At 62.2% G+C, this 22,899-nt stretch carries 18 protein-coding genes; 6 read left to right on the forward strand and 12 right to left on the reverse strand.

What is annotated here, in order from left to right; genetic code table 11:
* Window positions 1-19: 19 nt before the first annotated feature.
* The 3 genes from ACOSV0_RS36315 to ACOSV0_RS36325 form a co-directional block, all read right to left on the reverse strand.
* The gene (locus tag ACOSV0_RS36315; protein WP_434112838.1) at window positions 20-1,297 is read right to left on the reverse strand and encodes an ABC transporter permease; all 1,278 of its coding nucleotides are present in this window, start codon (window positions 1,295-1,297) and stop codon (window positions 20-22) included.
* A gap of 205 nt (window positions 1,298-1,502) precedes the next feature.
* Window positions 1,503-2,552, reverse strand: coding sequence for an ABC transporter substrate-binding protein (locus ACOSV0_RS36320; RefSeq protein WP_434112840.1), 1,050 nt, complete (start codon window positions 2,550-2,552; stop codon window positions 1,503-1,505).
* 123 nt (window positions 2,553-2,675) lie between these two features.
* A complete protein-coding gene (locus ACOSV0_RS36325) occupies window positions 2,676-3,773 on the reverse strand; it encodes an ABC transporter ATP-binding protein (protein WP_434112842.1) in 1,098 nt (365 codons plus the stop codon).
* 129 nt (window positions 3,774-3,902) lie between these two features.
* On the opposite strand from ACOSV0_RS36325, the gene ACOSV0_RS36330 reads away from it, so the two are divergent.
* Window positions 3,903-5,453, forward strand: coding sequence for a PLP-dependent aminotransferase family protein (locus ACOSV0_RS36330; RefSeq protein ID WP_434112843.1), 1,551 nt, complete (start codon window positions 3,903-3,905; stop codon window positions 5,451-5,453).
* 51 nt (window positions 5,454-5,504) lie between these two features.
* Here the strand turns inward: ACOSV0_RS36330 and ACOSV0_RS36335 are convergent, their stop codons facing one another.
* Window positions 5,505-9,314, reverse strand: a complete 3,810-nt coding sequence (locus ACOSV0_RS36335) for a DUF748 domain-containing protein (RefSeq protein ID WP_434112845.1) — start codon at window positions 9,312-9,314, stop codon at window positions 5,505-5,507.
* Between the two features lie 257 nt (window positions 9,315-9,571).
* On the reverse strand, window positions 9,572-10,993 hold the full coding sequence (locus ACOSV0_RS36340) for a DUF1254 domain-containing protein (RefSeq protein WP_434112847.1): 1,422 nt from the start codon (window positions 10,991-10,993) through the stop codon (window positions 9,572-9,574).
* A gap of 306 nt (window positions 10,994-11,299) precedes the next feature.
* Here ACOSV0_RS36340 and ACOSV0_RS36345 point away from each other — a divergent pair, with 306 nt between their 5' ends.
* The 3 genes from ACOSV0_RS36345 (at window position 11,300) to ACOSV0_RS36355 (ending at window position 16,515) form a co-directional block, all read left to right on the forward strand.
* Window positions 11,300-11,965, forward strand: coding sequence for an FMN-binding negative transcriptional regulator (locus ACOSV0_RS36345; protein WP_434112849.1), 666 nt, complete (start codon window positions 11,300-11,302; stop codon window positions 11,963-11,965).
* Window positions 11,966-12,081: 116 nt separating this feature from the next.
* The gene (locus ACOSV0_RS36350) at window positions 12,082-14,376 is read left to right on the forward strand and encodes a heavy metal translocating P-type ATPase (RefSeq protein WP_434112851.1); all 2,295 of its coding nucleotides are present in this window, start codon (window positions 12,082-12,084) and stop codon (window positions 14,374-14,376) included.
* A 165-nt stretch (window positions 14,377-14,541) separates the two neighbouring features.
* Window positions 14,542-16,515 (forward strand): methyl-accepting chemotaxis protein, encoded by a 1,974-nt coding sequence (locus ACOSV0_RS36355; RefSeq protein WP_434112852.1) that lies wholly within the window; start codon window positions 14,542-14,544, stop codon window positions 16,513-16,515.
* 82 nt (window positions 16,516-16,597) lie between these two features.
* On the opposite strand, the gene ACOSV0_RS36360 is transcribed toward ACOSV0_RS36355, so the two are convergent.
* The gene (locus ACOSV0_RS36360) at window positions 16,598-17,251 is read right to left on the reverse strand and encodes a glutathione S-transferase family protein (RefSeq protein WP_434112855.1); all 654 of its coding nucleotides are present in this window, start codon (window positions 17,249-17,251) and stop codon (window positions 16,598-16,600) included.
* Window positions 17,252-17,470: 219 nt separating this feature from the next.
* Between ACOSV0_RS36360 and ACOSV0_RS36365 the strand changes: the two genes are divergently transcribed.
* Window positions 17,471-18,919, forward strand: coding sequence for a polyhydroxyalkanoate depolymerase (locus ACOSV0_RS36365; RefSeq protein ID WP_434112856.1), 1,449 nt, complete (start codon window positions 17,471-17,473; stop codon window positions 18,917-18,919).
* A 54-nt stretch (window positions 18,920-18,973) separates the two neighbouring features.
* Here the strand turns inward: ACOSV0_RS36365 and ACOSV0_RS36370 are convergent, their stop codons facing one another.
* The 4 genes from ACOSV0_RS36370 to ACOSV0_RS36385 all read right to left on the reverse strand — a co-directional run bounded on the left by ACOSV0_RS36370 (window position 18,974) and on the right by ACOSV0_RS36385 (window position 21,711).
* Entirely contained in the window at window positions 18,974-19,408 is a 435-nt protein-coding gene (locus ACOSV0_RS36370) for a cupin domain-containing protein (RefSeq protein ID WP_434112859.1), read from the reverse strand.
* 177 nt (window positions 19,409-19,585) lie between these two features.
* Window positions 19,586-20,197 carry a flavin reductase family protein gene (locus ACOSV0_RS36375; protein WP_434112861.1) on the reverse strand — a complete coding sequence of 204 codons (612 nt, stop codon included), beginning with the start codon at window positions 20,195-20,197 and terminating at the stop codon, window positions 19,586-19,588.
* A 148-nt stretch (window positions 20,198-20,345) separates the two neighbouring features.
* Window positions 20,346-21,221 (reverse strand): 3-hydroxyacyl-CoA dehydrogenase family protein, encoded by an 876-nt coding sequence (locus ACOSV0_RS36380; RefSeq protein WP_434116026.1) that lies wholly within the window; start codon window positions 21,219-21,221, stop codon window positions 20,346-20,348.
* A 187-nt stretch (window positions 21,222-21,408) separates the two neighbouring features.
* The gene (locus tag ACOSV0_RS36385; RefSeq protein WP_434112863.1) at window positions 21,409-21,711 is read right to left on the reverse strand and encodes a hypothetical protein; all 303 of its coding nucleotides are present in this window, start codon (window positions 21,709-21,711) and stop codon (window positions 21,409-21,411) included.
* 170 nt (window positions 21,712-21,881) lie between these two features.
* Between ACOSV0_RS36385 and ACOSV0_RS36390 the strand changes: the two genes are divergently transcribed.
* Window positions 21,882-22,163, forward strand: a complete 282-nt coding sequence (locus ACOSV0_RS36390) for a hypothetical protein (protein ID WP_434112864.1) — start codon at window positions 21,882-21,884, stop codon at window positions 22,161-22,163.
* Here ACOSV0_RS36390 and ACOSV0_RS36395 read toward each other — a convergent pair.
* Together ACOSV0_RS36395 and ACOSV0_RS36400 are read right to left on the reverse strand one after the other, a co-directional pair.
* Window positions 22,160-22,318 carry a hypothetical protein gene (locus ACOSV0_RS36395; RefSeq protein ID WP_434112866.1) on the reverse strand — a complete coding sequence of 53 codons (159 nt, stop codon included), beginning with the start codon at window positions 22,316-22,318 and terminating at the stop codon, window positions 22,160-22,162. The two genes, ACOSV0_RS36390 and ACOSV0_RS36395, sit on opposite strands and share 4 nt — an antisense overlap.
* Window positions 22,319-22,509: 191 nt before the next feature.
* Window positions 22,510-22,818: a hypothetical protein gene (locus ACOSV0_RS36400; protein WP_434112868.1), complete on the reverse strand. Its 309-nt coding sequence runs from the start codon at window positions 22,816-22,818 to the stop codon at window positions 22,510-22,512.
* Between the last annotated feature and the right edge of the window lie 81 nt (window positions 22,819-22,899).

A 22,899-nucleotide genomic window follows, 5' to 3' on the forward strand; every position in this document is an offset into this window, starting at 1 on the left:
GTAAGCTCCGGTCAGGCAATCAGCCAAGGCTCAGTGACGAACGCGTGAAGCGCCCGTAGATGACATACAACACGAGCGTCGCGGCAAGCAGAAGACCGCCTAGCGCACACGCCATGCCCCAGTTGATCGTCACGTTGGTAAAGTACGCGACGTAATAACTGACCATCTGATCGCCAGGTCCGCCAAGCAATGCCGGTGTGATGTAGTAACCAATCGCCAGAATGAACACGAGCAATGCGCCCGCGCCGATGCCCGGATAAGTCTGTGGCACATACACGCGCCAGAACGCGGCAAACGGATGGCTGCCGAGCGAAATCGCGGCACGTTGATACGTCGGCGGGATCGACTTCATCACGCTGTACAGCGGCAGGATCATGAACGGCAGCAGAATGTGTGTCATCGAAATGTACACGCCGGTGCGATTGAACAGCAGCGACAACGGATCATGCAGGAGCCCGCTCGCAATCAATGCTTTGTTCACCAGCCCTTCGCTCTGCAAAATCACGATCCACGCCGCGACGCGCACGAGAATCGATGTCCAGAACGGAATCAGTACGAGAATCATCACCAGATTCGCGCGACGGTCGGAGAGCGTGGAAATCCAGTAAGCGAGTGGATAGCCGAGCAGCAGCGCAAAAAATGTCACGGCTGCGCCGATCACAAACGTGCGGCTGAATACGGCGAGATAGATCTGCTGGTCGGGGTCGGTCGGAATAATGTGGCCGAACGCGTCCTGCTTATGGTCCAACGAAGCCAACAGGTAAAACGGCGAATACGCACCAGAATTCTTGGCAATCGCCTGCCAATACGTGATGTCATTCCAGCGCTCGTCGAGTTCGACGAACTTCGCGTGGATCTGGGCAGGCGTGAGGTTCAGTGGCTTGCTGTCGTCGTCGACGAACGGCATCGCACGCGCCGACTTCGCTACCAGTGAGCGGTAGCCGGGAATTTCAACGTTCAGGCGGCGTGCCAACGCACCCATACCGTCGCTATCGGCGACCGCGGCGAGGTCCACGGCCAATGCAGCATAAGCAGCATCCGGAGGCGGCGTCTTGCGATCCCAGGCGCTCAACGCATTCAGCGTATGTGGCAACGCATTGACCACTTCCGGATTTTGCGCGGCGCGCGTCAGCAGCGCACCAATCGGCACGACAAAAATCAGCAGTAGGAAAATCGCGAGTGGCGCAATCAGCAATAGCGCCATCGCGCGCTTCTTCGCTTCCGCGGCCTTCAGTTCCCGCTTGAGCCGAGCGCTCGACTCAGGCGTCGAATCAGCGGCGATCGTCATCGTAGTCACACCCGTCCCCTGTCGATTCGGAGTTAGCGCTTTAGCGCTTACTCCGATCCCATGCAAAGCTGTCGATTCGGAGTTGGCGCTTTAGCGCTTACTCCGATCCCATGCATCCGCCCACATCGCGAACACACATGCGCTTGCATTTCATAGCATCGATACGATGCGGCTTCACCAACAGGAAAAGCCGCACCCTCTCACACCCGCCTAATTACTTCGAAGCCCACGACGAAAAACGTTGCTCCAGTTCATCGCCATGATCTGTCCAGAACGACAGATTCTGCAGCACCGCGTTCTTACCATTGGCCGGCGAATTCGGCAGATTCGCGAGCGTCTTCGCATCGAGTGACTTGATGGCTGCTACGCTCACCGGACCGTACGCGATGTTATGCGCGTAGTCCTGCTGAGGCTTCGACGACAGCGAATAGGCGATGTACTTCTCGGCCAGCGCCTTGTTCGGCGTGCCCTTCGGAATCGCCCAGTAGTCGAGATCGTAGATACTGCCGTTCCACACGACCTTGAGGTTCTTGCCTTCCCGCTGCGCGGCATCGATACGGCCGTTGTACGCGGTAGACATCACCACGTCGCCCGCCACGAGGAATTGCGGCGGCTGCGCACCCGCTTCCCACCACTGGATATTCGGCTTCAGTTCGTCGAGCTTCTTGAACGCGCGGTCCTGGCCTTCCTTGGTGGCGAGCACCTTGTAGACGTCCTTCGGCGGCACGCCGTCGGCCATCAGTGCGAATTCGAGGTTGTAACGCGCGCCCTTGCGCATCGCGCGCTTGCCCGGGAATTTCTTCACGTCCCAGAAATCGGCCCAGCCGGTCGGCGCGGTTTTGAGTTTGTCTGCGTTATAAGCGAGTGCCGTCGACCACACGAAAAAGCCGACGCCGCAGGTTTGCGGTGCTTCCGGAATCAGATCCGACTTCTTGGCGATTTTCGACCAGTCGAGTTTCTCGAATAACCCTTCGTCACAGCCGCGGCCGATGTCGCCCGATTCGACTTCCACCACGTCCCAATTCACGTGCTTCGCTTCGACCATCGCTTTAATTTTGGCTTGCTCACCGTTGTATTCGACGGCGGTCACCTTGTTGCTGGTCTGCGATTCGAACGGCTGGTTGAACGCGACTTTCTGCGCGTCGCCATTCGCGCCGCCAAAATTAACAACCGTCAGTTCAGCTGCATTAACCTGCGCTGCGCCCAGCGCGAGCGCCACAGCACCGACAGCGATGGCGCAGCGCGATTTCCCGATCTTGCTCATGGTGTGTTGCTCTCCTTTGGTGGTGTGCTTTCAACTTTCAGCTAGATACAGTGCGACTTGTTATGTGCTGCTTACGTGGACTGCCTGTTTTCCTGCATTGACCTGCTCACGCCTCACGCAACCTCACGCCCCTGCAAATACCCGCAGATGCTCGGGCGCAAACTCCAGCGCGACCGGTGCACCAGGCGCAAAGGTACCGAGTGCATCGGTGCCGAGCGGCACCTTGACGAAGCACTCGTCCTGTTCCGGCAGGCCACAGCGCATGCGCACGTGGTCGCCGAAATAAATCAGCCCGCGCGCTTCGCCGCTCAGCGCATTGGCGCCAGGCCGTGACGCGCCATTGGCAAGCTTCATGCGCTCGGGCCGAATGCAAGCGATCGCCGGCGTACCCGCCCGTGCGCCGCCGATATTACGTCCTGTGAGCCGCGTGCCGTCAGTCAGATGAAATTCGCAGTAGTCGCCGTCGACGTTCGCGATCGTCCCGCGCAGCTTGTTGCTATCGCCGATGAAGTTCGCGACGAACTCGTTGCACGGCGATTCGTACAGACGGTCCACGGTATCGAGTTGCTGCACGATGCCCTTATCGAACACGGCAACGCGATCGGACATGGTGAGCGCTTCACCCTGATCATGCGTAACGTACACAAAGGTCACGCCGAGCTTCTCGTGCAATGATTTAAGTTCGTACTGCATGTGTTCGCGCAACTGTTTGTCGAGCGCGCCGAGCGGCTCGTCCATCAGCACGAGCTTCGGCTCGAACACGAGTGCCCGCGCCAACGCGATACGTTGCTGCTGACCACCGGAAAGTTGCGCCGGATACCGCTTCGCGAAGCTCTCCATGCGCACCATCTTCAGTGCGTTATGGGTGCGATGCGCGCGTTCCTCGGCAGAGAGTTTGCGCACGGTAAGCGGATACGCCACGTTCTGCTCGACCGTCAGATGCGGAAACAGCGCGTAGTTCTGAAACACCATGCCGATGTTGCGCTTATGCGGCGGCACGGTATTGAGCAGCGTGCCATCGAGCCAGATCTCGCCGCCGGTGGGAAATTCAAAGCCCGCCAGCATCATCAGACATGTGGTTTTCCCTGATCCCGAAGGTCCGAGGAGCGTCAGAAATTCGCCCTGGTAAATATCCAGATCGAGTTGCTTGACGACCAGCGTTTCGCCGTCGTACGTCTTGCGCACACCTCGAAAGCTGACGATCACGTCATCGGTTTTCATCGCTTCATCTCCTCTGCGGTCCGGCTGACTTCCCCTGCAAAACAGCGGGGTAGCATTAATTACGTGGCTCACTATAGTCCCTTACGGTTCTACAATATGGAACCATTTCATTATTCCGGATAGAACCACTTGGACACCGTGATCCTGTCGGATTGGCTTGCCGCACGGCTCGACCGCGCCGCCGCCGAACCGGTCTACAGACAGACGCTACGGCTGATGCAGCAGGCCATCCTGACCGGCCAGTTGCCACCCGGCACCAAGCTGCCGAGCTCGCGCACGCTCGCCGAAGACCTCGGCATCGCGCGCAATACGGTGCTGCACGTCTACGATCAGTTGACCGCCGAAGGCTATGTGATCTCGACCACCGGCAGCGGCACCTATGTCGCCGACACGCGGCCGGACAGCGCTGCGGTGAATACGCGCAAGAAGCCGTTGATGGCGAGCGTCGATGCAGGCGGCAATCCGGCCGCGGAGGCCGTGACACCGCCAAAGCGCGATCTCGGCGACCTCTCCGCGCGCGGACGGAGGTTGATCGATCAGGCCGGCGTGTCAGCGAAGCAATGGGGCGCGTTCATGCCGGGCGTACCCGACGTCGCTGAATTTCCCGCGCGCACATGGAGCCGCTTGCAGGCAAGATTGTGGAAGGAAGCCAATCCCGATCTGCTGACCTATGCGCCCGGCGGCGGCTATCGGCCGTTAAGGCGCGCATTGTCCGATTACCTGCGGGTCGCGCGCTCGGTGAATTGCACGCCCGATCAGATCATCATCACGACGGGCATTCATCAGTCGATCGATCTGGCCGTGCGTTTATTGACCGACGTCGGCGATCGCGCGTGGGTGGAAGAGCCGTGCTATTGGGGGGCGCGCAGCGTGCTGCAATCCTCAGGGATTACGCTGGTACCCGTTCCGGTTGATGACGAAGGTCTCAACCCACGCGAACAGGATTTGCAACAACCACCGCGCCTCGCACTCGTCACGCCATCGCATCAATATCCCCTCGGCATGGTGATGAGTCTCGCGCGCCGCCGCACGCTGCTCGAATACGCGCGCCAGCATAACGTCTGGATCATTGAGGACGACTACGACAGCGAGTTCCGCTACGGCAGCCGTCCGCTGGCATCGCTGCAAGGTCTCGACGACGCCGGCCAGGTGATCTACGTAGGTAGTCTGGGCAAGATGCTGTTCCCGGGTTTGCGGATCGGCTACATGATCGCGCCGGAGCATCTGGTCGATACGTTCCGCACGGGTGTGGCCGAGTTGTATCGCGAGGGGCAGTTAATGCAGCAGGCCGTGATGACCGATTTCATCATGGACGGCCATCTCACGTCGCATGTTCGCCGTATGCGAGCGCTCTACGGCGAGCGCCGGCAGATTCTGATCGACGCGATCACCGCGCGTTTCGGCGATGAACTCCCGGTAATGGGCGACGAGGCCGGCCTGCATCTGGTGCTCGGCTTGCCCGACCATGCCGACGATCGCGCGGTCACGGCCGCGGCTTACGATGCCGGTGTAATCGTACGGCCGCTCGCTGCCTACTACAGCAGCGAAACGCCCGCACGACGGGGACTGTTGTTGGGATACGCCTGCGTGGCGAACGAGAAGATCGGTCCGGCATTCGACACGCTCGCGCGTGTGATCGAGCAGACTGCGTTGAAGAAAAAACCGACGCGCGCCGCTTAAGCGCACGCCGCGCACGCTGAAACACGCGTGGCGGCGTGCGTCCACAACGCATCATTTCAAGCCGAAGTCCACTCGCGTCGTCGCACCCTTGTCCTGGATGCCATCCGCATTCAGCTTCGGCGCGACGATAAACACGCGGCTGCTGTCGATCTTGCCTTCGAAATACTGCTGCACGGCTTGCGCCCGTTGCTGCGCAAGTTGACGCAAGCTGGCGTCGTCGATCGGGGCATTCGCGGCCAGCGCGCTCTTCATCTCGTCGTCCGGCAGGCTCTTCGTCAAGCCGACAAAATTACGCGGCTTCTTGAAATCACCCGCCTTGTAGGCCTTGGTCAAGTACTTATCGTATTCCTTCGGATCCACGGTCACCGTCGACAGATCGACGCTCTCGCCATTGCCCACCACGTCCTTGATCTTCTGCTGCTTGACCAGGCGATCGACGTATTGCTCGCGCAGGCCAGGACCGTCGACCGCCGGATCGACGCGGCCGATCAGATCGATGCGAACCGACGTCTTGTCGGCCAGCGCCTTCACAATCGTGTCGAGTTTCTTGTCGGCGGCATCCGAGAGTTTCGCCGAACCCGGATCGAACTCGACATAGCCCAATTCCTCGCCACCGCCGCCAAATGCATTGGCGATCAGCGAGAACGGCGCGGTGACGGCCTTCTGCAGCAGATTGAGCACCGCATGCCAGATCAGCCCGCCGATACTGAATTCAGGATTTGACAACGAACCCGACACCGGCAGATTCACGTCGATTTCACCGCGCGAGTTTTTCAGCAGCGAGATCGCGAGACGCACCGGCAACTTGGTCGCCGTGTCGTTTTCGACGTGATCGCCGAACGTGAGCTGATCGATGAAAATGTGATTGTTCGCGTTCAACTGATCGTTATCGAGCTTGTAGTGCAGATCGACGTTCAGCTTGCCCTTGGTGATCGGATACCCGGCGTATTTCGCCGAATACGGCGTGAGGTTGGTGAGCTCGATATCGTGCGCGCTGGCGGTCAGATCGAGCGCCGGCTTCGCGATCAGCGGATTGACCGTGCCGCGAATCGATAGCGGACCATTGGCCGCCAGCTTCGCGGCGATATCCACCGGCGCAGGCGTGGTCGATTGCGTGCCGAACGCGCCGACCGTGCCTTGAATGGCGACCAGATTCGCCGTGAAATTCGGCTTGATGAAGTTATCGGTGTACGTCACGCGGCCCTGTTGCAACACCAGTTGGCCGAAGTGCAGTTTGACGGGGCTCTGCGGCGGCGTGGCGGCCGTCACAGTCGCCGGTGTGGCCGACGACGCGGGTATCGGCGCGGAAGCCACTTCGGGCGCCGACGCAGCCTGCGGCGTCAACGGTATCGGCTCGTGGCCGCCGCTCTTGTCGCGCGTCAGCGATTGCGCGGCGCCGCTTTCATGCGCGACCACGTCATTGAGATTCAGCTTGCCTTGCGCATCGAGCAGCACACGGCCATAGAACTTCGTGAACGTGACGCGGCCCGCGTCGACCACCGTACCGTGTTCGTCGTAGTCAGCTTTCAGGTTGGTCAGTGCGAGCGAACCCCAACCCGCGAACGGGTCAGACGTCGCTTTGTCGAGCATCCGTACGTCGACTAGCGCCACGTCGCCACGGTACGTCGCTTTCAGCGCCTTCGCCTGACTCAGCGCAAGATCGCCGTTCGCGTTGAGTAACGCGCTCGCGATCAGCGCATTCAGTTTGCTGCCGAAGTACGGTTCGAACGCCGCCGCGTCCAGCCGGTTCGCATTCACCTTGACGGCCACCTTGAGCGGTGTCGCCGTGACGTCGCCTTTTACGCCGAGGGTGCCCTTCTGATTAAGTGTCGCTTGCAGATCGACCGGCAGCGGCTTACTCAGGTCGTCGCTGATCTGCTGCACTTTGAGTTGCAGCGGTGTCACGCTCAACTTCACCGGACGCGGCGTGGTGTTGTCGGTGAAATTGGCGGTGGCGTCTTTCAGGCTGAGCTCACCGATCTTGTAGTGCCACGCAGGCCCTTCCGCCTCTGCCTTCTTCGCCGCGTGGATCGCCGTGCGCTGCTGTTCGGCCTGATGCGGACCGGCGAGCGCGGCCAGGTCGATGCTACCGTCTTTCAGACGCTGCGCGTTGACCGCGAGACCGGTCGTGTCGACGCCGGTGATGTCCGCGGTGCGTCCCGCGACGTCCACCTGCTTGATCGTCACCTGGCCCTGCGCGAGCGAGACGACGGGCGTCTTGCTGCCGCGCGTCGCGAGTTTGAGCGATTGCAGGTCGAGCTGCGTGTCGGTGACCATGACAGCGGCCGGCGACTTCGACCAGTTCGCACCGACGTTCGCGTTAGCGGACAGCGCGCCGTCAATGACCTGCGCCGCGGTTGCCGAGTCGAGGTAGGGCTGCAGCACCGGCAATGGCAGCGACTTCAGATCGAGCTTGGCGCTGGCGGTCTTCGCGACAAGGCCGAACGCACCGGCCACGCCGAGCGAACCCGCGGCGTCCTTGAAACCGGTATTGAGCGTGTAGTGCGCGGGCGCGGTAGCGAGCGTCGAGAAATCGGTCAGCGTGACGGCCAGTTTTTGCAGGCCGAGATCGACCGGCCGCGAGGCCGCTTCGTCGTGAACATTCACGGTGCCGTCGTTGAGCACGAAACGCTTGATCGACAGGTCCAGCGGCTGTGCGGTTTTGTCCGTGGCAGTTGCACCAGATGCCGCGACGGGTGCGCTCGCAGCATGACTGGCGGTCGTGGCCGCGGATGCCGGCGCCGCACCAGATGCGGACGCAGGTACTGGAGCAGAAGCGCCGGCAGCAGGTGCCGCAGGCGCAAACATCCGCTCGACACTCAACACACCTTCCTTGTCGCGCGCAAGATTGGCGCTAGGCGCGTCGATACGGATATCGTCGAAGTGATACAGGCTCTTCAACGGCTCGAGCGTCGCGGCAGCCACATGCACGGCCTGCGCCGCGAAGAACGGCGCCTTGCTCTGATCGCGCACGTCCACGTCGTTCAAATCGACGGTGCCGGCCACGCGCAGCGAAGGTGCGTCGTTGGAGACTACGAAGTTGAGCTTGAGATCGGTGGACAGCTTGCCGCTCTGCACAATCACGGGCAGCTTGGTCGGCACGTAGGACATGAGACGCGGCACATCGAGCCCGTCGAAGCGCAGCGATACTTCCGATTCGCGCGACGCTGCAAACGGCTTGCTCTTACCGTCGATAGCGAGCGGACTGCCGTCAATGCGCGCACGCAGCAACGGCTCGACGAAGATATCGGTTTTCGAAGGCAGCGTAGCGATAAACGGAACGCCGAGCTTCCATTGATCGATCACGTGCGTGACACCGAGCAGCTTGTCGTCGAAGGTGATCTGGCCGTTTTCGAGGCGAATGTTCGACACCGAAAAGAGCGTCGGCTTGCTATTCGGCGTGGCCGGCTGCTTCGAGAACTTCTCGATCAGGTCGGTGAAATTGAAGCGCTGCGCATCATAGCGAACGATATGGAAACGCGGTGAATCGAGTTGCACTTCGTCGATGATCGGCGCCGCGCGAAACAGCGAGCTCCACGACGGCTGCACGATGAGCCGCGAGATATCGACGAAGTCGCCCGCGCCGCCACGCTCGCCGATATGCACGCGATCGGCTTCGAGCTTGAGCGTGTACGGATTGAGCGCAATGCGGCCGATCGTGGCGGGCCGGTCGAGTTGTTTGCTGAGTTGCTGCTCGGCAATGTGGCGAATCAACGGCGGCGCCGCGAAAAAGCCCAGCAGACCGAACAATACGAGGAAGATCAGCAGACCGGCGATGACACGCCGGGTACGGCGTGACTGCGCGACGTCGCGCACGGTCTGCATGGAAGATGCGAGTGATGCTTTATTAAGGCTTGCCATGCTCGGTCTTGGGTAATGCGGCGGCAAGCCCGCCGCGAAAACGAAAATCCCGCAAGCGGCAGTATAAGTGGTGAATCTTACGCGGCATAGAAATGTAAGTCGTGGCTTACACATTGTTGCGCGTTACAACGCCGCATGTCCGCCGGCACGAAGCGGCGGACATGGGCTGATTTATGCGTCACTCATGCGTTGCTGTCACAGCAGTGACGCATTTCACTAACGCGACTTCGCAATCGCACTTGATTGGCTAACTTCATTCATTGACGCACGACCGCCGGCGGTTGCCAGCTGCCGTCGGTCGCTTGCGGCTTCGGCGCGTACAGACGCAGCATCAGTTGCAGATCGGCACGCGGCGCCGGCAACCAGTTGCCGCTCTTGCCGCGCGTCGACGACACCGTTACGTCGAGCGAGCCGTCGCGATTGCGGCGCGCGCCGTTGCGATCGCCGACCGCCAGACGCGCCGGCGCGCTTTCCCCTAGCGCGCCTTCCTTCGTGTAAGCGGTGATCGACCAGAAGCCGCGCACCGGCGGCAACTGGTCCGGTGCGAAATGAATCACGTAGCGGTTTGCGCCGTTGAGCGCATGACCGTCGCTATCCTGCGTGACGACCGCGCGCACTTCGTCGTCCTTCGTGCCGATGCCCGGTTGGGTCGCCGCGGCGTAAGCGCGCATCGCGTAGTCAGGACCGTAGTTGCCCACGCCATCGCCGAACCAGCTCCAGCCGTTGCCGCTCAGCAGATTGGACGGCGGCGTGACAACGCGCTCGTGACCGTCCGCGAGGCCCGCGGCAACTGCCTCGGGCGCGCTCGGCAGCGTCACCGGATTACCAGGCGTCACGCCGAAATCCGAGAGGATTTTCAGCGCATGCGGATCGGCCGGCGTCGGCGGGTTGTCCGGCAAGGCCTGCGCGAGCCGGCTGAAGAAACCGTTCGCGTCGAGTGCGGCGACTTGCGCGGCCGGCGTGCCGGAAGCGGCCGCAGCGGCGGAGTCGGCGGCATTGCTGCGCGGCGGCGTAATCGACACCGAGCGCGTGTCGCCGGCATAGACGCTCAGCGGCGCGATGCGGATGGCGCGCTGCAGCTTGCGCACCGCCGTCAGGTCGCGGGTGCCGTTCGACTGGATGCGCACGCTGACCCATGCGTTGCGGGTCGGCACGTCGACGCGCGTTACGCCCTTGGGTAGATCGCCCTGCCAGCCCGGTCCGACGAAGGCAATCGTTTGCGCCTTGATGCCAGCGGCGCGGGTGGCGAACTGTGAACTGGTCGACCACACCACGTTGGTCCACATGTCGAGCACGCGGGCGTCGACATAGCGTCCGCGCGAGTCGGGCAGCGACACGATCACGGGCTCACTGCCGACATCCAGCCAGCCGGTCGAGTCGAGCGTGTCGAGACTTGGCTGCAGCGGATAGGCGGCGCCGATCGGCGGCAAGGCCTGCGCGTGGCGCAGCGTATTGACCGGCGCCTGGCCCGGATCGGTGCCGACTGCTGCATCGCGCGCGACGCCCATCAGCACCAACGGATAGCCGAAAACATACGAATCGGCGACTTCGTCCTTGATCCAGCCGGTGGTTTTTTGCGTCGTGGACGGCGCCGACGCACAACCAGCCAGAAATGCGAGGCCTGCGAGCGATGCGCAGGTCCAGTGAAGCGAAAACAGTTCTTGGCGATTTTTTATCATTCGTTCAGGTGGCGGAACGTGCGGTCCTAAGGGAAACGTCGGTGCGCAGCGGAACCTGCTTGCGTGGCCACCCAAAGCCGAGCGCAACCAATCCGTGGCTCGCGATGCCGACAACATCGGGTTGTATCGTATCCTTGTTCGCCAGGCAAGCGCAAAGGCAGGAATAGCGCCTCGTGATGCGCACACAGACATCATTTACAGGTCGAGTGACAATTTCTATCACTCCCGCGCCGGTTCTTGTGCGGCTGCCCGCCCTTTCCGATCACTTGCCGCCCTTTTGCCGCCCTTTTGTATCCGGAGCGCTTTATGTATATGCCCGCTCATTTTGAAGAGAACCGTCCAGAGGTTCTCCATCGCCTGATCTCAGAGCAGCCGTTCGGCGCGCTGATTACCCATGGGCCGAACGGGCTCGACGCGAATCATGTGCCATTCGACCTGGAAGTAGTCCCCGCAGCGGGCAATGCGCAGCCCGCCCCGGCCCGCGCCATCCTCCGTGCCCACGTCGCCCGGGCCAACCCGGTCTGGCAGGAAGTCGCCGCGAATCCGGAAACCCTCGTTATTTTCCAGGGCCCGGCCGCCTACATCTCGCCGACCTGGTATCCGAGCAAGCACGAAACGCATCGTCAGGTGCCGACTTACAACTATATGGTGGTGCACGCGCATGGCCGGATCGTCGTGCGCGACGACGAGTCTTTCGTGCGCGGTTTGGTCGCACGGCTCACCCGCAAGATGGAAGCCGGCGAGCCGGTGCCGTGGAAGATGGGCGACGCGCCGGCTGACTATATCTCGCAGATGCTGGGGGCGATCGTCGGCCTCGAGATCGAGGTCACGCGACTGGTCGGCAAATGGAAGCTCAGCCAGAACAAGGAAGCCGCCGACCGGCGCGGCGCGGCCGAAGCCCTGCTGGCGCGCACCAGCGAGGAGCAGAAGGCCGTCGGCCAGGCGATGCTGGACGCGCCGCCGGCATTCTGAGCTTTCGGCTCATCAGCCATGCAGTGCGCTTGAAAAACATCCTTGACCTTCCCATCATGGGAAGGTCGATACTCGGTTCATGATGCGGCCCAATGCTGCTACGAGCCTGACCTGCCATGACCGAACTTGCCACGCCACTGCGTCCCGCGGACGCTACGCCCTCCAGAACCACCGAACTCGACATCGGCGGGATGACTTGCGCCTCGTGCGCGATGCGCGTCGAGAAGGCGCTCGCGAAGGTGCCGGGCGTCGCGGGCGTATCGGTGAACCTGGCGACCGAAACGGCAACCGTCAATCTGGGCGACGCGGCCTCGGACGCAGGCGCCGACACCGGCGCGTTGATCGCAGCGGTCAAGAAAGCGGGCTACGAGGCGACGCTTATCGCACCGCCAGACGCACCGGCGTCCGCCGCCGACACGGCCACCCTGACCTCCGCCGCAGAAAGCAAACACAACCAGACGCGCCGCGAACTGGCGGCCGTGCTCGTCTCCGCCGTGCTGACGCTGCCGCTCGTCCTGCCGATGGCCGGCGAATGGTTCGGCTTGCACACGATGCTGCCCTCCTGGCTGCAATTCACCCTCGCGTCGATCGTGCAGTTCGTGTTCGGCGCGCGCTTCTATCGAGCCGCCTATCGTGCGGTGCGGGCCGGCGCCGGGAACATGGACTTGCTGGTGGCGCTCGGTACGTCGGCGGCTTATGGAATCAGCGTCTACGAACTGGCCACTCATCCAGGCGACATGACGCATCTGTATTTCGAAGCGTCGGCGGTGGTGATTACGCTGGTGCGCTTCGGCAAATGGCTCGAAGCGCGCGCCAAGCGCCAGACCACGGATGCGATCCGCGCGCTCAACGCGCTGCGCCCCGATCGCGCGCGAATCCGCGTCGGCGCGGACGAACGCGAAGTGCCGCTCGCGCAAGTGCGGGTGGGCTCGGTGGTGATCGTGCGCCCCGGCGAACGCGTGCCGGTCGACGGCGCGGTGCTCGAAGGCCGCACCCATATCGACGAATCGCTGATTACCGGCGAAAGCCTGCCGGTACCGAAACAGGCAGCCGATCGGGTCACCGCCGGCTCGATCAACGGCGAGGGCGCGATTGCTGTGACGACCACCGCGATCGGAGCGGAAACGACGCTCGCACGCATCATCCGCCTCGTGGAAAGCGCGCAGGCCGAGAAGGCGCCGATCCAACGACTGGTCGACCGCGTCAGCGAGATCTTCGTGCCGGCGATTCTGGCGATTGCGGCGCTCACGCTGGCGGGTTGGCTGATTGCCGGCGCGGGCGGCGAAACCGCGATTCTGAACGCCGTTGCCGTGCTGGTGATCGCCTGCCCGTGCGCGCTCGGACTGGCGACGCCCGCGGCCATCATGGCCGGCACCGGCGTCGCCGCGCGGCATGGCGTGCTGATCAAGGACGCCGAGGCGTTGGAAACCGCGCATCGCGTGACTATCGTCGCGTTCGATAAAACCGGCACGCTGACGCTCGGGCAACCGTCGGTGACGGCGTTCGAGGCCATCGGCGGGATTGGGCGCAACGAGGCGCTGGCGCTCGCCGCGGCCGTGCAGCGGCAAAGCGATCATCCGCTGGCGCGGGCAGTGGTGAAGGCGTATGAAGCGGCGGAGTCGCAAGTTCCGACACTCACGGCCAGTGCCGCCCGCGCGGTGCCCGGCCGCGGCGTGGAAGCCGACATCGACGGCCGCACCCTGGCGCTCGGCAGCACGCGCTGGCTCAGCGAACTCGGCATCCAGTTGCCGCCGCAACTCGTCGAGCGCGCAAAGCAACTCGAGACCGCCGGCAACACCGTCTCCTGGCTGATGCAGCGCGCGCCGCTTGCGCCCGCCGCGCTCGCACTGATTGCCTTCGGCGACACCGTCAAGCCGACCGCTCGCGCCGCCGTCGACCGGCTCACCCAGTTGGGCATCAAAAGCGTGCTCGTCACTGGCGACAACCACGGTAGTGCGGCGAGCGTCGCCCAGGCACTCGGCATCGCCGAATTCCACGCCGAAGTTCTGCCTGAGGACAAGGCCCACGTGATCCGCGACCTGAAGATCCGCAGTGCCGGCATCGTTGCGATGGTGGGCGACGGCATCAACGACGCCCCCGCGCTCGCTGCCGCCGACATCGGCATTGCAATGGCAACCGGCACCGACGTCGCGATGCAGGCGGCCGGCATCACGCTGATGCGCGGCGACCCCGCGCTGGTAGCCGACGCCATCGACATTTCGCGCAGAACCTGGCGCAAGATCCAGCAGAACCTGTTCTGGGCCTTCGTCTACAACCTGATCGGCATTCCGCTTGCCGCCTTCGGCTTGCTGAACCCGATGCTGGCCGGCGCGGCGATGGCGTTTTCTAGCGTGAGCGTTGTCACCAACGCGCTTCTGCTGCGCACCTGGCGCAGCGCGTCGGCGCGGTGATCCGTTCACGCATTGACGCGGTGACGGGTTATATACACCCGTGTATTACGTAAAGCTTTCGAAAATACTAAAGAAACGGGCAAATCGGCCGTAATCCTGACATAGGTGTAAACCATGCGTTCGCATGGTTTACACGTCACATGTCTTCCTTTACTCCGAACGCCCATGGAATTTCTCTCTTTGCGCCGCGCCAGTGTTGGCGCCCGGCTCGCGGTGCTGTCGTGCGCGCTGGTCGCGTTGATTTTCGCGGCCTTTACGTGGGCGCTCACGCGCACCGCAGGCAAGCAGGCCAGCGATCAGGTACTCGAACGTATCGCCGATAAAGACCGTTCGATCGCCGCGATGATCAAGCTGTTCGACAAGGCGCTGTCGTCAGAAGTCGATCGTTCGATGTCGCTGTTCGCGAGCTTCCTGCCCACCAGCTATACGCTCGACGACACCCAGAAAGTCGACATCAACGGCGTCGCCACCCCGACCTTCAAGGCCGGCGACAAAGTCCTGAATATGGACTTCTCGATTCCCGACCAGTTTCTCGAACGCAGCGGCGCGGTAGCCACCGTGTTCGCCCGCAGCGGCGACGATTTCGTCCGCGTAACGACCTCGCTGAAGAAACAGGACGGTTCGCGCGCGATCGGCACGCTGCTCGACCGCAAGGGGCCGGCGTATGCACTGATCATGGCGAACAAATCCTATACGGGACTTGCCGCGCTCTTTGGCAAACGTTTGATTACCCAGTATCGGCCGATTACCGATGCCAGCGGCCGCGTGATCGGCGCGCTGTTCGTTGGCGTGAACGTGGACAAGGAAATCCAGTCGGTCGAAGACGGTATCAGCAAGCTGAAAATCGGCGATAGCGGCTACTACTTCGTGATCAACGCCTCGAAAGGCGCGGATCGCGGCAAGTTCATCGTGCATCCGGCTGCCGCCGGGCAAAGCGCGGACAACGCGAATGCACCGTATCAGCAGATGCTCGACATGAAAGAAGGCCAGCTCGAATTCAGTTCGGCCGATGCGACGCTCGGAGAGCACAACGCGCACGACAAATTCGTGTCGTTCGTCACCGTGCCGGAATGGCAATGGCTGGTAGGCGGCGTTGCGCCGCGCGACGAGGTGATGGCAGACGTCATCGCCACGCGTGATCAGTTCCTGCTGATCGGTTTCGCGCTGGTCGGCGCGTTCGCAATCGTGTTCCTGATCGCCGTGCGCCGTCTCGTGAGCCGTCCGCTCGATGAAGCCGCGAAGGCGTCCGAGCGCTTCGCCTCGGGCGATCTGAGCGTGCGCGTAGCCACGGGTGCGAATGCGCGTGCCGACGAAATCGGCCGGCTGATGCAGTCGATCGACGGCATCGGCGAAGGTCTCGCGCGTATCGTCTCGCAAGTGCGCAATGCGTCGACGGATATGTCGGAAGGCACCGAAAAGATCGCCTCCGGCAGCGGCAATATCGCTGCACGTATTGCAACGCAGGCTAGCAGCCTGGAAGAAACGGCGGCCAGCATGGAACAGATCACCTCGACCGTGCAACAGAACGCCGACCATGCCGCGCAGGCCAACACGCTCGTCACGAACGCCGCCGATGCGGCAGTCGAAGGCGGCCGTGCCGTCGAACGTGTGGTCTCGACGATGGGTGAGATCAGCCGCTCGTCGCAGAAGATCGCCGAGATCACCAGCGTGATCGAAGGCATCGCGTTCCAGACCAATATCCTCGCGTTGAACGCCGCCGTGGAAGCGGCGCGCGCGGGCGAACACGGCCGGGGCTTTGCGGTGGTGGCGTCGGAAGTGCGCGCGCTGGCGCAGCGCAGCGCGGCTTCGGTGAAGGAGATCGACGGGTTGATCGCCGCCTCCACGGCGACCGTTCAAAGCGGTTTCCGGATCGCGGAGGAAGCGAGCTCGACGATGCAGGGCATCGTTCAACAGGTCGGTCAGGTACGCGCGATCATGGCGGAAATCAGCGTTGCGTCGCGCGAGCAATCGGGCGGCATCGAGCAGGTCAATCTTGCTGTCACGCAGATTGGCGAGGCGACCCAGCAGAATGCGACGCTCGTCGGCGAAGCGGAACTCGCGGCGGCCGAGTTGCGCGCTCAGGCTGCGCGGCTCGCGCAGGTGGTCAGTGTGTTCAAGCTGGAAGCCGGGCGGGATTGAGGTGTTGCCTTTATAACGGCGCGGCGCCTCTTGCCGCGCCGCCATCGTCAATGGCCACGCTAACGGCCACGCCACGCCTTCATCAAAACTCCACGTCCAGTTCGTCGATTTCCTCCACTTCCTGTTGCGCGTCCGCAATCCACTGCTGCATTTCGGGCAGCGCCATGATGCGCTGCCCATATTCGACAATCTCCGGATCGAGCTTCACGTCGTAGGTGACGAAACGCGTCACCACCGGCGCGTACATCGCATCCGCCGCACTGCGCTCGCCGAACAGGAACGGGCCGCCGTACTGCTTCAGGCAATCGCTCCAGATCGTCACGATGCGGTCGATATCCGACTGCGCCCGCGCCCACACCTTGAAGCCCGGAAAATGCGCTTTCAGGTTCATCGGCAGCGCCGAGCGAAGCGAACCAAAACCCGAATGCATCTCGCCGCAAATCGAGCGGCAGTGCGCTCGCGCGCGGGTGTCTTTCGGCAGCAGTACCGCTTCCGGTTTCAATTCGTTCAGATATTCGGCAATCGCCAGGGTGTCCCAGATCTTGATGCCGTCGTGAAAGAGACACGGCACCAGAATCGACGGCGAGAGCAACAGCAATTCGGCGCGCGCGGCGGGATCGTCAATCGGCATCACGATCTCGTCGAAAGGCAGGCCGCTGAACCTGGTCAGCAGCCAGCCGCGCAGCGACCACGACGAATAATTCTTGCTGCTGATGGTGAGCGTGGTATTTGCCATACGATTCTCCTCCGGGTGAGGCGTTCGTCCGACGCCTGACGATGCGCGTGCACGTTGTCGTGCGTGGGCGCACCAAAGCGCGGCAATTTCGGCCCGCTCCCATGACTCGCGCAAATGCTATGCCAACGCAGCGGGACGGCTGCGCCAGTACGACTGCATGATTGGCACATGACTTGCCTCTATTCGGGTTCCTTCCTTTCCTGCACTCGTGCGAAGGTTATGAACCTGTTCGCATATCCCACATACCAGGCTTTCGCCGACATGATGCTGCCGATGCGGCACGGCGCTGCGCTGGTGAACCATTCGCTCGACGCCTGGCCCGCGTTTGGCGACACATCGCATGGCCGCTCGATACGCGCGGCCTGCGAGCTTTTGACACTCGCCGGACTCACGCCTGTCAGGCCGCCGTTCGGCATCGATAGCGTGGTGACGGAAGGCAACGCGGTGAAGATCGTCGAGGAAGTGGTAGCGCACACGCCATTCTGTTCGCTGTTGCATTTCCGTAAGGACGCCACGCTTTCGCATCCGCAGCCGCGCGTGCTGGTGATCGCGCCGATGTCCGGCCACTTCGCGACGCTGCTGCGCGGCACCGTTCGTACGATGCTCGCCGAGCACGACGTCTACATTACCGATTGGCACAATCCGCGCGACGTACCGCTGAATCAGGGCCGTTTCGGCTTCAGCGAATACGTACGGCACGTGATCGACTTCACCGAGGCGATCGGACCGGGTTCGCATCTGCTGGCGGTATGTCAGCCGACTGTCGCCGCGTTGGCCGCGGTCGCGCTCATGGCCGCCGACGACAACCCCGCGCAGCCCGCCAGCATGACGCTGATGGCGGGCCCGCTCGACACCCGCATCAACCCGACGCGCGTCAACGAACTGGCCAAAAGCAAGCCGCTCGAGTGGTTCGAACAGAACCTGATCAGCGCGGTGCCGTTCGGTTTTGCGGGCGCGCACCGGCGTGTGTATCCGGGCTTTGTGCAGCTCACCGCATTCATGTCGATGAATCTCGGCCGCCATCTCGACTCGTTCGAGACCATGCATTACGAGCGCGCCAAAGGCGATCCGGCAAAGGCCGACACGATCCGCACCTTCTACGAAGAATACTTCGCGACGATGGACCTGACGGCCGATTTCTATCTGGAGACCGTCGATACGGTTTTTCAGCGGCATGCGCTGCCGCTGCATGAACTCGAGGTGGAGGGGCGGCTTGTGGAGCCTTCGAAGATTCGGCGTACTGCGTTGCTCACCGTCGAAGGCGAAAAGGACGATATCTGCGCGGTTGGGCAGACGCTAGCCGCACAGGACATGTGCGACAAATTGCGGCCGTATCTGAAGACGCATCACGTGCAGACCGGTGTGGGGCACTATGGCGTGTTCAACGGGCATCGATGGGAGCGGCAGATTTATCCGCGTGTGCGGGCCGTGATTTACGACAACGAACCGCGCGCGGTGTTGGTGAGTTCACGGGCGCGTACGATTCAGCCGGTGTCGGTAGTTGCGGCTTCTGACGTGATGGCGGCAGCGCCGGCTGCGGTGGCGGTGGTCGATGTCGAGGTGGGCTCGACTGCCTCGCCGAACGGTGCGAGCGCGAGCGCCGGCTCCGCCGTCAAGCCACAACAGGCCTCACGGCCAACGCGACGACGGCCACCCGCAACGCAGTGAAACGCTGCTTCGGATGAAGGCGTTGCCGCCGCGGCGGCTCTACTCGACTCGCGATCAAGCCGTGACGCTTTTCCACGGCTGTACCGCCGGCACTTCGCACGGACCGTCGACTTCAATCGACTTGAAGTCCGCGGGCGACACGATTTCGATGTACTCCATATCTTCAGAATAATCGAACAGATAGTGGACGATGCCCGGCGCCTGATGCACGCAATCGCCGGCGGCGACGAGCGTCTCCTTGTCGCCGTACATGAAACGCGCCCAACCCTTCAGCATGATCACAATGTGGAAATCGGCCTCATGACGGTGCCAACCGGTGCCTTGCTCTGGTGCGTGATTTGCCTTGACGAGTTGCGCGAGCACCTTGCCGCCGGTTGCCTGCGCGATGCCTAAATCCCGGTAGAGAAAAAAGTCGCGTAGGCCCTGATCCACGTAGGACGTGTCTTGCGGACGGACATGGCTGAACTGCGTGGCGAATTCGGTGGACATGATCGCGCTCCTCTTGAGTGAGCCGGCAGTTGAAAACGACGCGTTGGAGCGTCGATTGCAAGCATCAAGCGGGCCAGTTTGCGGAGCGGCTTTGCGTCGCGTGAAGGCGGTCATGCAGAGGACGCGCCGCGCATCGTGCAGCGCGTCCTGCTTCAAACACTTCGGCTGATGAGGTTGTTATGCGGTCGGCCGGAACATCTGGAACATTTCGCCGATTTCCGCGTAGTCGGCACGATAGCCGGCGCGCATGATCGGCTGCGCGGCGTGCGTATCGAACAAGCCATCTTTCAGATAGGCCTCGTTGATGTGAACGCCGACGACTTGCCCGAGCGACAGGTAGTTGTCCATCGGCTGGCCGTCGAGGGTATGCAACCGAACCACTTGCAGCAGCTTGCATTCGAGCGAGGCCGGCGATTCGGCGACGTGCGGTACCGCGACATTGCGGCCCGGCGCGGGCGTGAGGCCGGCGAGCTCGAATTCGTCGACGTTTGGCGCGACCGGCGCGGAAGAACGATTCATTTGCTCAGCGAGCGGCCTGGTGGCGAGGTTCCAGACGAACTCGCCGGTGGCTTCGATATTGGCGACGCTGTCTTTGCGGCCTTCGCTGCAGAAACCGATGATCGGCGGAAAACTCGCGAACGCGCCGAAGAAGCTGTAGGGCGCGAGGTTCAGCGTGCCTTCGGTATCGCGGGAGGAAATCCAGCCGATCAGGCGCGGGGCGACGATGGCCTTGAACGGGTCATGCGGGAGGCCATGACCGGCAGCGGGGTCGTAGAAGTAGTGGGACATGGATTGTGTTGGGGTTTGCGGGGGAGCGGGAGGGTATTTATACCGCAGAGTGGCGGGGGCTGCTGCGGACAGCACGAGCAAGTCTGATCGGCAAAATCCAGCGGCGGCGACACTCAAGGAAAATGCCCGGCCGCCCTGCAACGACGGTTTAACCGCGGCCAATCACCCGCTTGCGGCCGGCTTTAACCTGCGCCAAATGGACATCGTCCCAGTCATAGAACCCAGCGCCGCTGCGCACACCGACGCGCCCCGCGTCCACCTGTGCACGCAGCAGATCGAGCACGTCTTCGTCTTTGGCGAGCTCAGGCATCAAATGCGTCGAGATGTCGAGGAAGGTGTCGAGACCGCCCATGTCCGCGCCTTCGAATGGACCGACAATCCCCCAGCGGCGTCCGAGCGACGCCTTCATGACACGATCGACCACATCCGGCGTCGCAGCGCCGGAGCGCACGATGTTCAACGCCTCGCGCAGCACCGCGAACTGCAACCGGTTGCCGACAAAACCCGGAATCGCCTTCGCCAGCACGACCGGCTCCATGCCGATCGCGCTCATCAACGCAGCGGTCTGCTCAGTGATTTCCGGCGCAGTCGCGGTACCCGGCACGACTTCGACGAGCGGGATCATGTGCGGCGGATTCCAGAAATGCGCGATCAGGAAACGCTCCTTCGCGCGCAACGGCGCAACCAGTTGATCAGGCGGAAAACCGCTGGTGTTGCTCGCGAGGATGGCATCGTCCGCCATCAAGCCGGCCAGCGACGCATACAGGCGATGCTTCAGTTCGAGTATCTCGGGAATCGCCTCGATCACGAATTGCGCCGACGCCATGACGTCGAGCGCCGCATGCGTCTCGATGCGCGCGAGCGCCGCCTGTTTGGCAGCCTGGTCGATGCGTCCGGCGTCGATCAGTTCGTCGAGCACCGCTTCCGCCTTCGGCGCAACGCTCGCGAGACGCGCCGGGTCGACGTCGTGAACGATCGTCCGGTGCCCGTGCAGTGCGCTTTGCGTCGCGATGCCGACGCCCATCAACCCCGTGCCCACTACGCCTATGACTGCCTTGTCCACGCTGCTCTCCTGCTGCCGTCGATGAAAGCGTTCAAGCATAGCGCAGCGTGCACTTTTTCAAGCCCGAACGTGACAAAGCCGGTCTTCCGCGAGGAAGGACCGGCTTTGCAGACTTCACGCCGCGTCAGGCGACGCCGTCATGCGCGCATTAATAACGCGGGGGCGGCGGGCGACGATCGTCGTGGTGATGCGGATCGTAGTCGTGCGGATGACGGTGCATCCAGTCGTCATGAGCCCAGTAACGATGACCGTCCCAGTAACGATCGCCATGCCAGCCGATATTGATCGACACGCCCACCGGCATCATGTGCGGCTGGCCGTAAACCACCGGTCCCGGACCATTCTCGACGATCACCCGTTCCTGGGCGAAAGCACTGCCGGCTGCGAGCAACGCGCCGCCTGCCAGCAAGGTTGCAATAATCGAACGTGATGTTTTGCTAAAGGTTTTCATAGTGACCTCCCATACAAAGTTTTTGTATCAAGCCAGCGCCCGTGTTCAGTCGGCATCGAACCGCGATTTCGGATTCGGACCAGACGCCGTACGCTTGAGACGAACTTTAGCGGGGCAAACCGCATGGAGAAGTGAGCACTTGTAAGCGCACATTTCATAGAAAGGGACGGATGAAGAGTCGCGTTTTTGGTGTTCGCCGCCCGTCTAAAGCGCATGCGCGGTGGATCAACCGGATGGCAGCGCGGCACCTTGTCAGGCGCCGTTACATTCATTTCGGCCAGGAAATATCCCGAAAGGCTGATTTGAAAAAATTTGAAAATGCGCGGCAACCATCAAAAACAAAAGCCACGGCACGCGTTTCGCGGGCAGTGGCTTTAATGATGCGAGGCGCGCTTGAGATGGGCGCCTATGCGCGGTGGTCCGCGCTCAGGTCATACAACTTTGCTTTTTAGTCGCTCAGCTTGATGCCGAACAACGTAGCTTGCGCACGGCGCATGCGGTCTGCTTCACGGCTACGCGCTTCGTACGAGTAATCCGAATCCAGCGGCAGATGGGGCGACGCAAAGAGGTCGCTGACCTTTTGGAACAATGCAAAAATGAAGCTCATGGCGACTCCCGGTTGGTTACTGCATTAGCTAGGGTTTTCCCTTAAGAATAATTATAGGGTTTTCCCTAGGCAAAAGCTAGTGCAACGCAGCAATTTCTCGGGTGTGGTGTATTGCCACAGGGTTTTTGACCATGGTGCGTCGCACCATGACAACGTCCCCGTTTTTCATATTCCGGGGTCAGAGTGCACGTCTACTGAAGCGTGGTGGACTGCGGCTTCCTGCTGCGCGTGGGTTTCGCGCTTGTCGTACTTTTGGCTGGGTTGACCACAGCAGCATCAACGGCGCCTGCCGCGGTGCTCTCCGCGCGCACCAGCGTCGCGCTGTTGACTGACACGATCAGCCCCGGCAGCGTCCGGTTGGGATTGTCTTGCGGCTTAACCGAGGCTCCCGTCGCCGTAAACTCCACATTCAACGCCCAGTACCCCTCGTGTATGCGCTGATCGCGCAGAAGCGCGGCTAGCAGTTCCTCGATCGAATATTTGTGCTCGCTAGTCGGCATAGTGGCTCCCGTCAGAAGATGCGCTGGCGTATCCGGTCCGGCTTCGCAACAGCAACAAGAGTGTAAAACGTAAGATTTGGC

Origin of the sequence: Paraburkholderia caffeinilytica (assembly GCF_051027425.1) — a bacterium.
GTDB classification, from domain to species: Bacteria; Pseudomonadota; Gammaproteobacteria; order Burkholderiales; family Burkholderiaceae; genus Paraburkholderia; species Paraburkholderia caffeinilytica_A.

Excerpts from the sequence above, each read along its gene's own strand:
- ACOSV0_RS36320 (WP_434112840.1), bottom strand. The coding sequence starts at position 2,552 with ATGAGCAAGATCGGGAAATCGCGCTGCGCCATCGCTGTCGGTGCTGTG.
- ACOSV0_RS36325 (WP_434112842.1), bottom strand. The coding sequence starts at position 3,773 with ATGAAAACCGATGACGTGATCGTCAGCTTTCGAGGTGTGCGCAAGACG.
- ACOSV0_RS36335 (WP_434112845.1), bottom strand. The coding sequence starts at position 9,314 with ATGGCAAGCCTTAATAAAGCATCACTCGCATCTTCCATGCAGACCGTG.
- ACOSV0_RS36340 (WP_434112847.1), bottom strand. The coding sequence starts at position 10,993 with ATGATAAAAAATCGCCAAGAACTGTTTTCGCTTCACTGGACCTGCGCA.
- ACOSV0_RS36345 (WP_434112849.1), top strand. The coding sequence starts at position 11,300 with ATGTATATGCCCGCTCATTTTGAAGAGAACCGTCCAGAGGTTCTCCAT.
- ACOSV0_RS36350 (WP_434112851.1), top strand. The coding sequence starts at position 12,082 with ATGACCGAACTTGCCACGCCACTGCGTCCCGCGGACGCTACGCCCTCC.
- ACOSV0_RS36355 (WP_434112852.1), top strand. The coding sequence starts at position 14,542 with ATGGAATTTCTCTCTTTGCGCCGCGCCAGTGTTGGCGCCCGGCTCGCG.
- ACOSV0_RS36360 (WP_434112855.1), bottom strand. The coding sequence starts at position 17,251 with ATGGCAAATACCACGCTCACCATCAGCAGCAAGAATTATTCGTCGTGG.
- ACOSV0_RS36365 (WP_434112856.1), top strand. The coding sequence starts at position 17,471 with ATGAACCTGTTCGCATATCCCACATACCAGGCTTTCGCCGACATGATG.
- ACOSV0_RS36370 (WP_434112859.1), bottom strand. The coding sequence starts at position 19,408 with ATGTCCACCGAATTCGCCACGCAGTTCAGCCATGTCCGTCCGCAAGAC.
- ACOSV0_RS36375 (WP_434112861.1), bottom strand. The coding sequence starts at position 20,197 with ATGTCCCACTACTTCTACGACCCCGCTGCCGGTCATGGCCTCCCGCAT.
- ACOSV0_RS36380 (WP_434116026.1), bottom strand. The coding sequence starts at position 21,221 with ATGGGCGTCGGCATCGCGACGCAAAGCGCACTGCACGGGCACCGGACG.
- ACOSV0_RS36385 (WP_434112863.1), bottom strand. The coding sequence starts at position 21,711 with ATGAAAACCTTTAGCAAAACATCACGTTCGATTATTGCAACCTTGCTG.
- ACOSV0_RS36390 (WP_434112864.1), top strand. The coding sequence starts at position 21,882 with ATGAAGAGTCGCGTTTTTGGTGTTCGCCGCCCGTCTAAAGCGCATGCG.
- ACOSV0_RS36395 (WP_434112866.1), bottom strand. The coding sequence starts at position 22,318 with ATGAGCTTCATTTTTGCATTGTTCCAAAAGGTCAGCGACCTCTTTGCG.
- ACOSV0_RS36400 (WP_434112868.1), bottom strand. The coding sequence starts at position 22,818 with ATGCCGACTAGCGAGCACAAATATTCGATCGAGGAACTGCTAGCCGCG.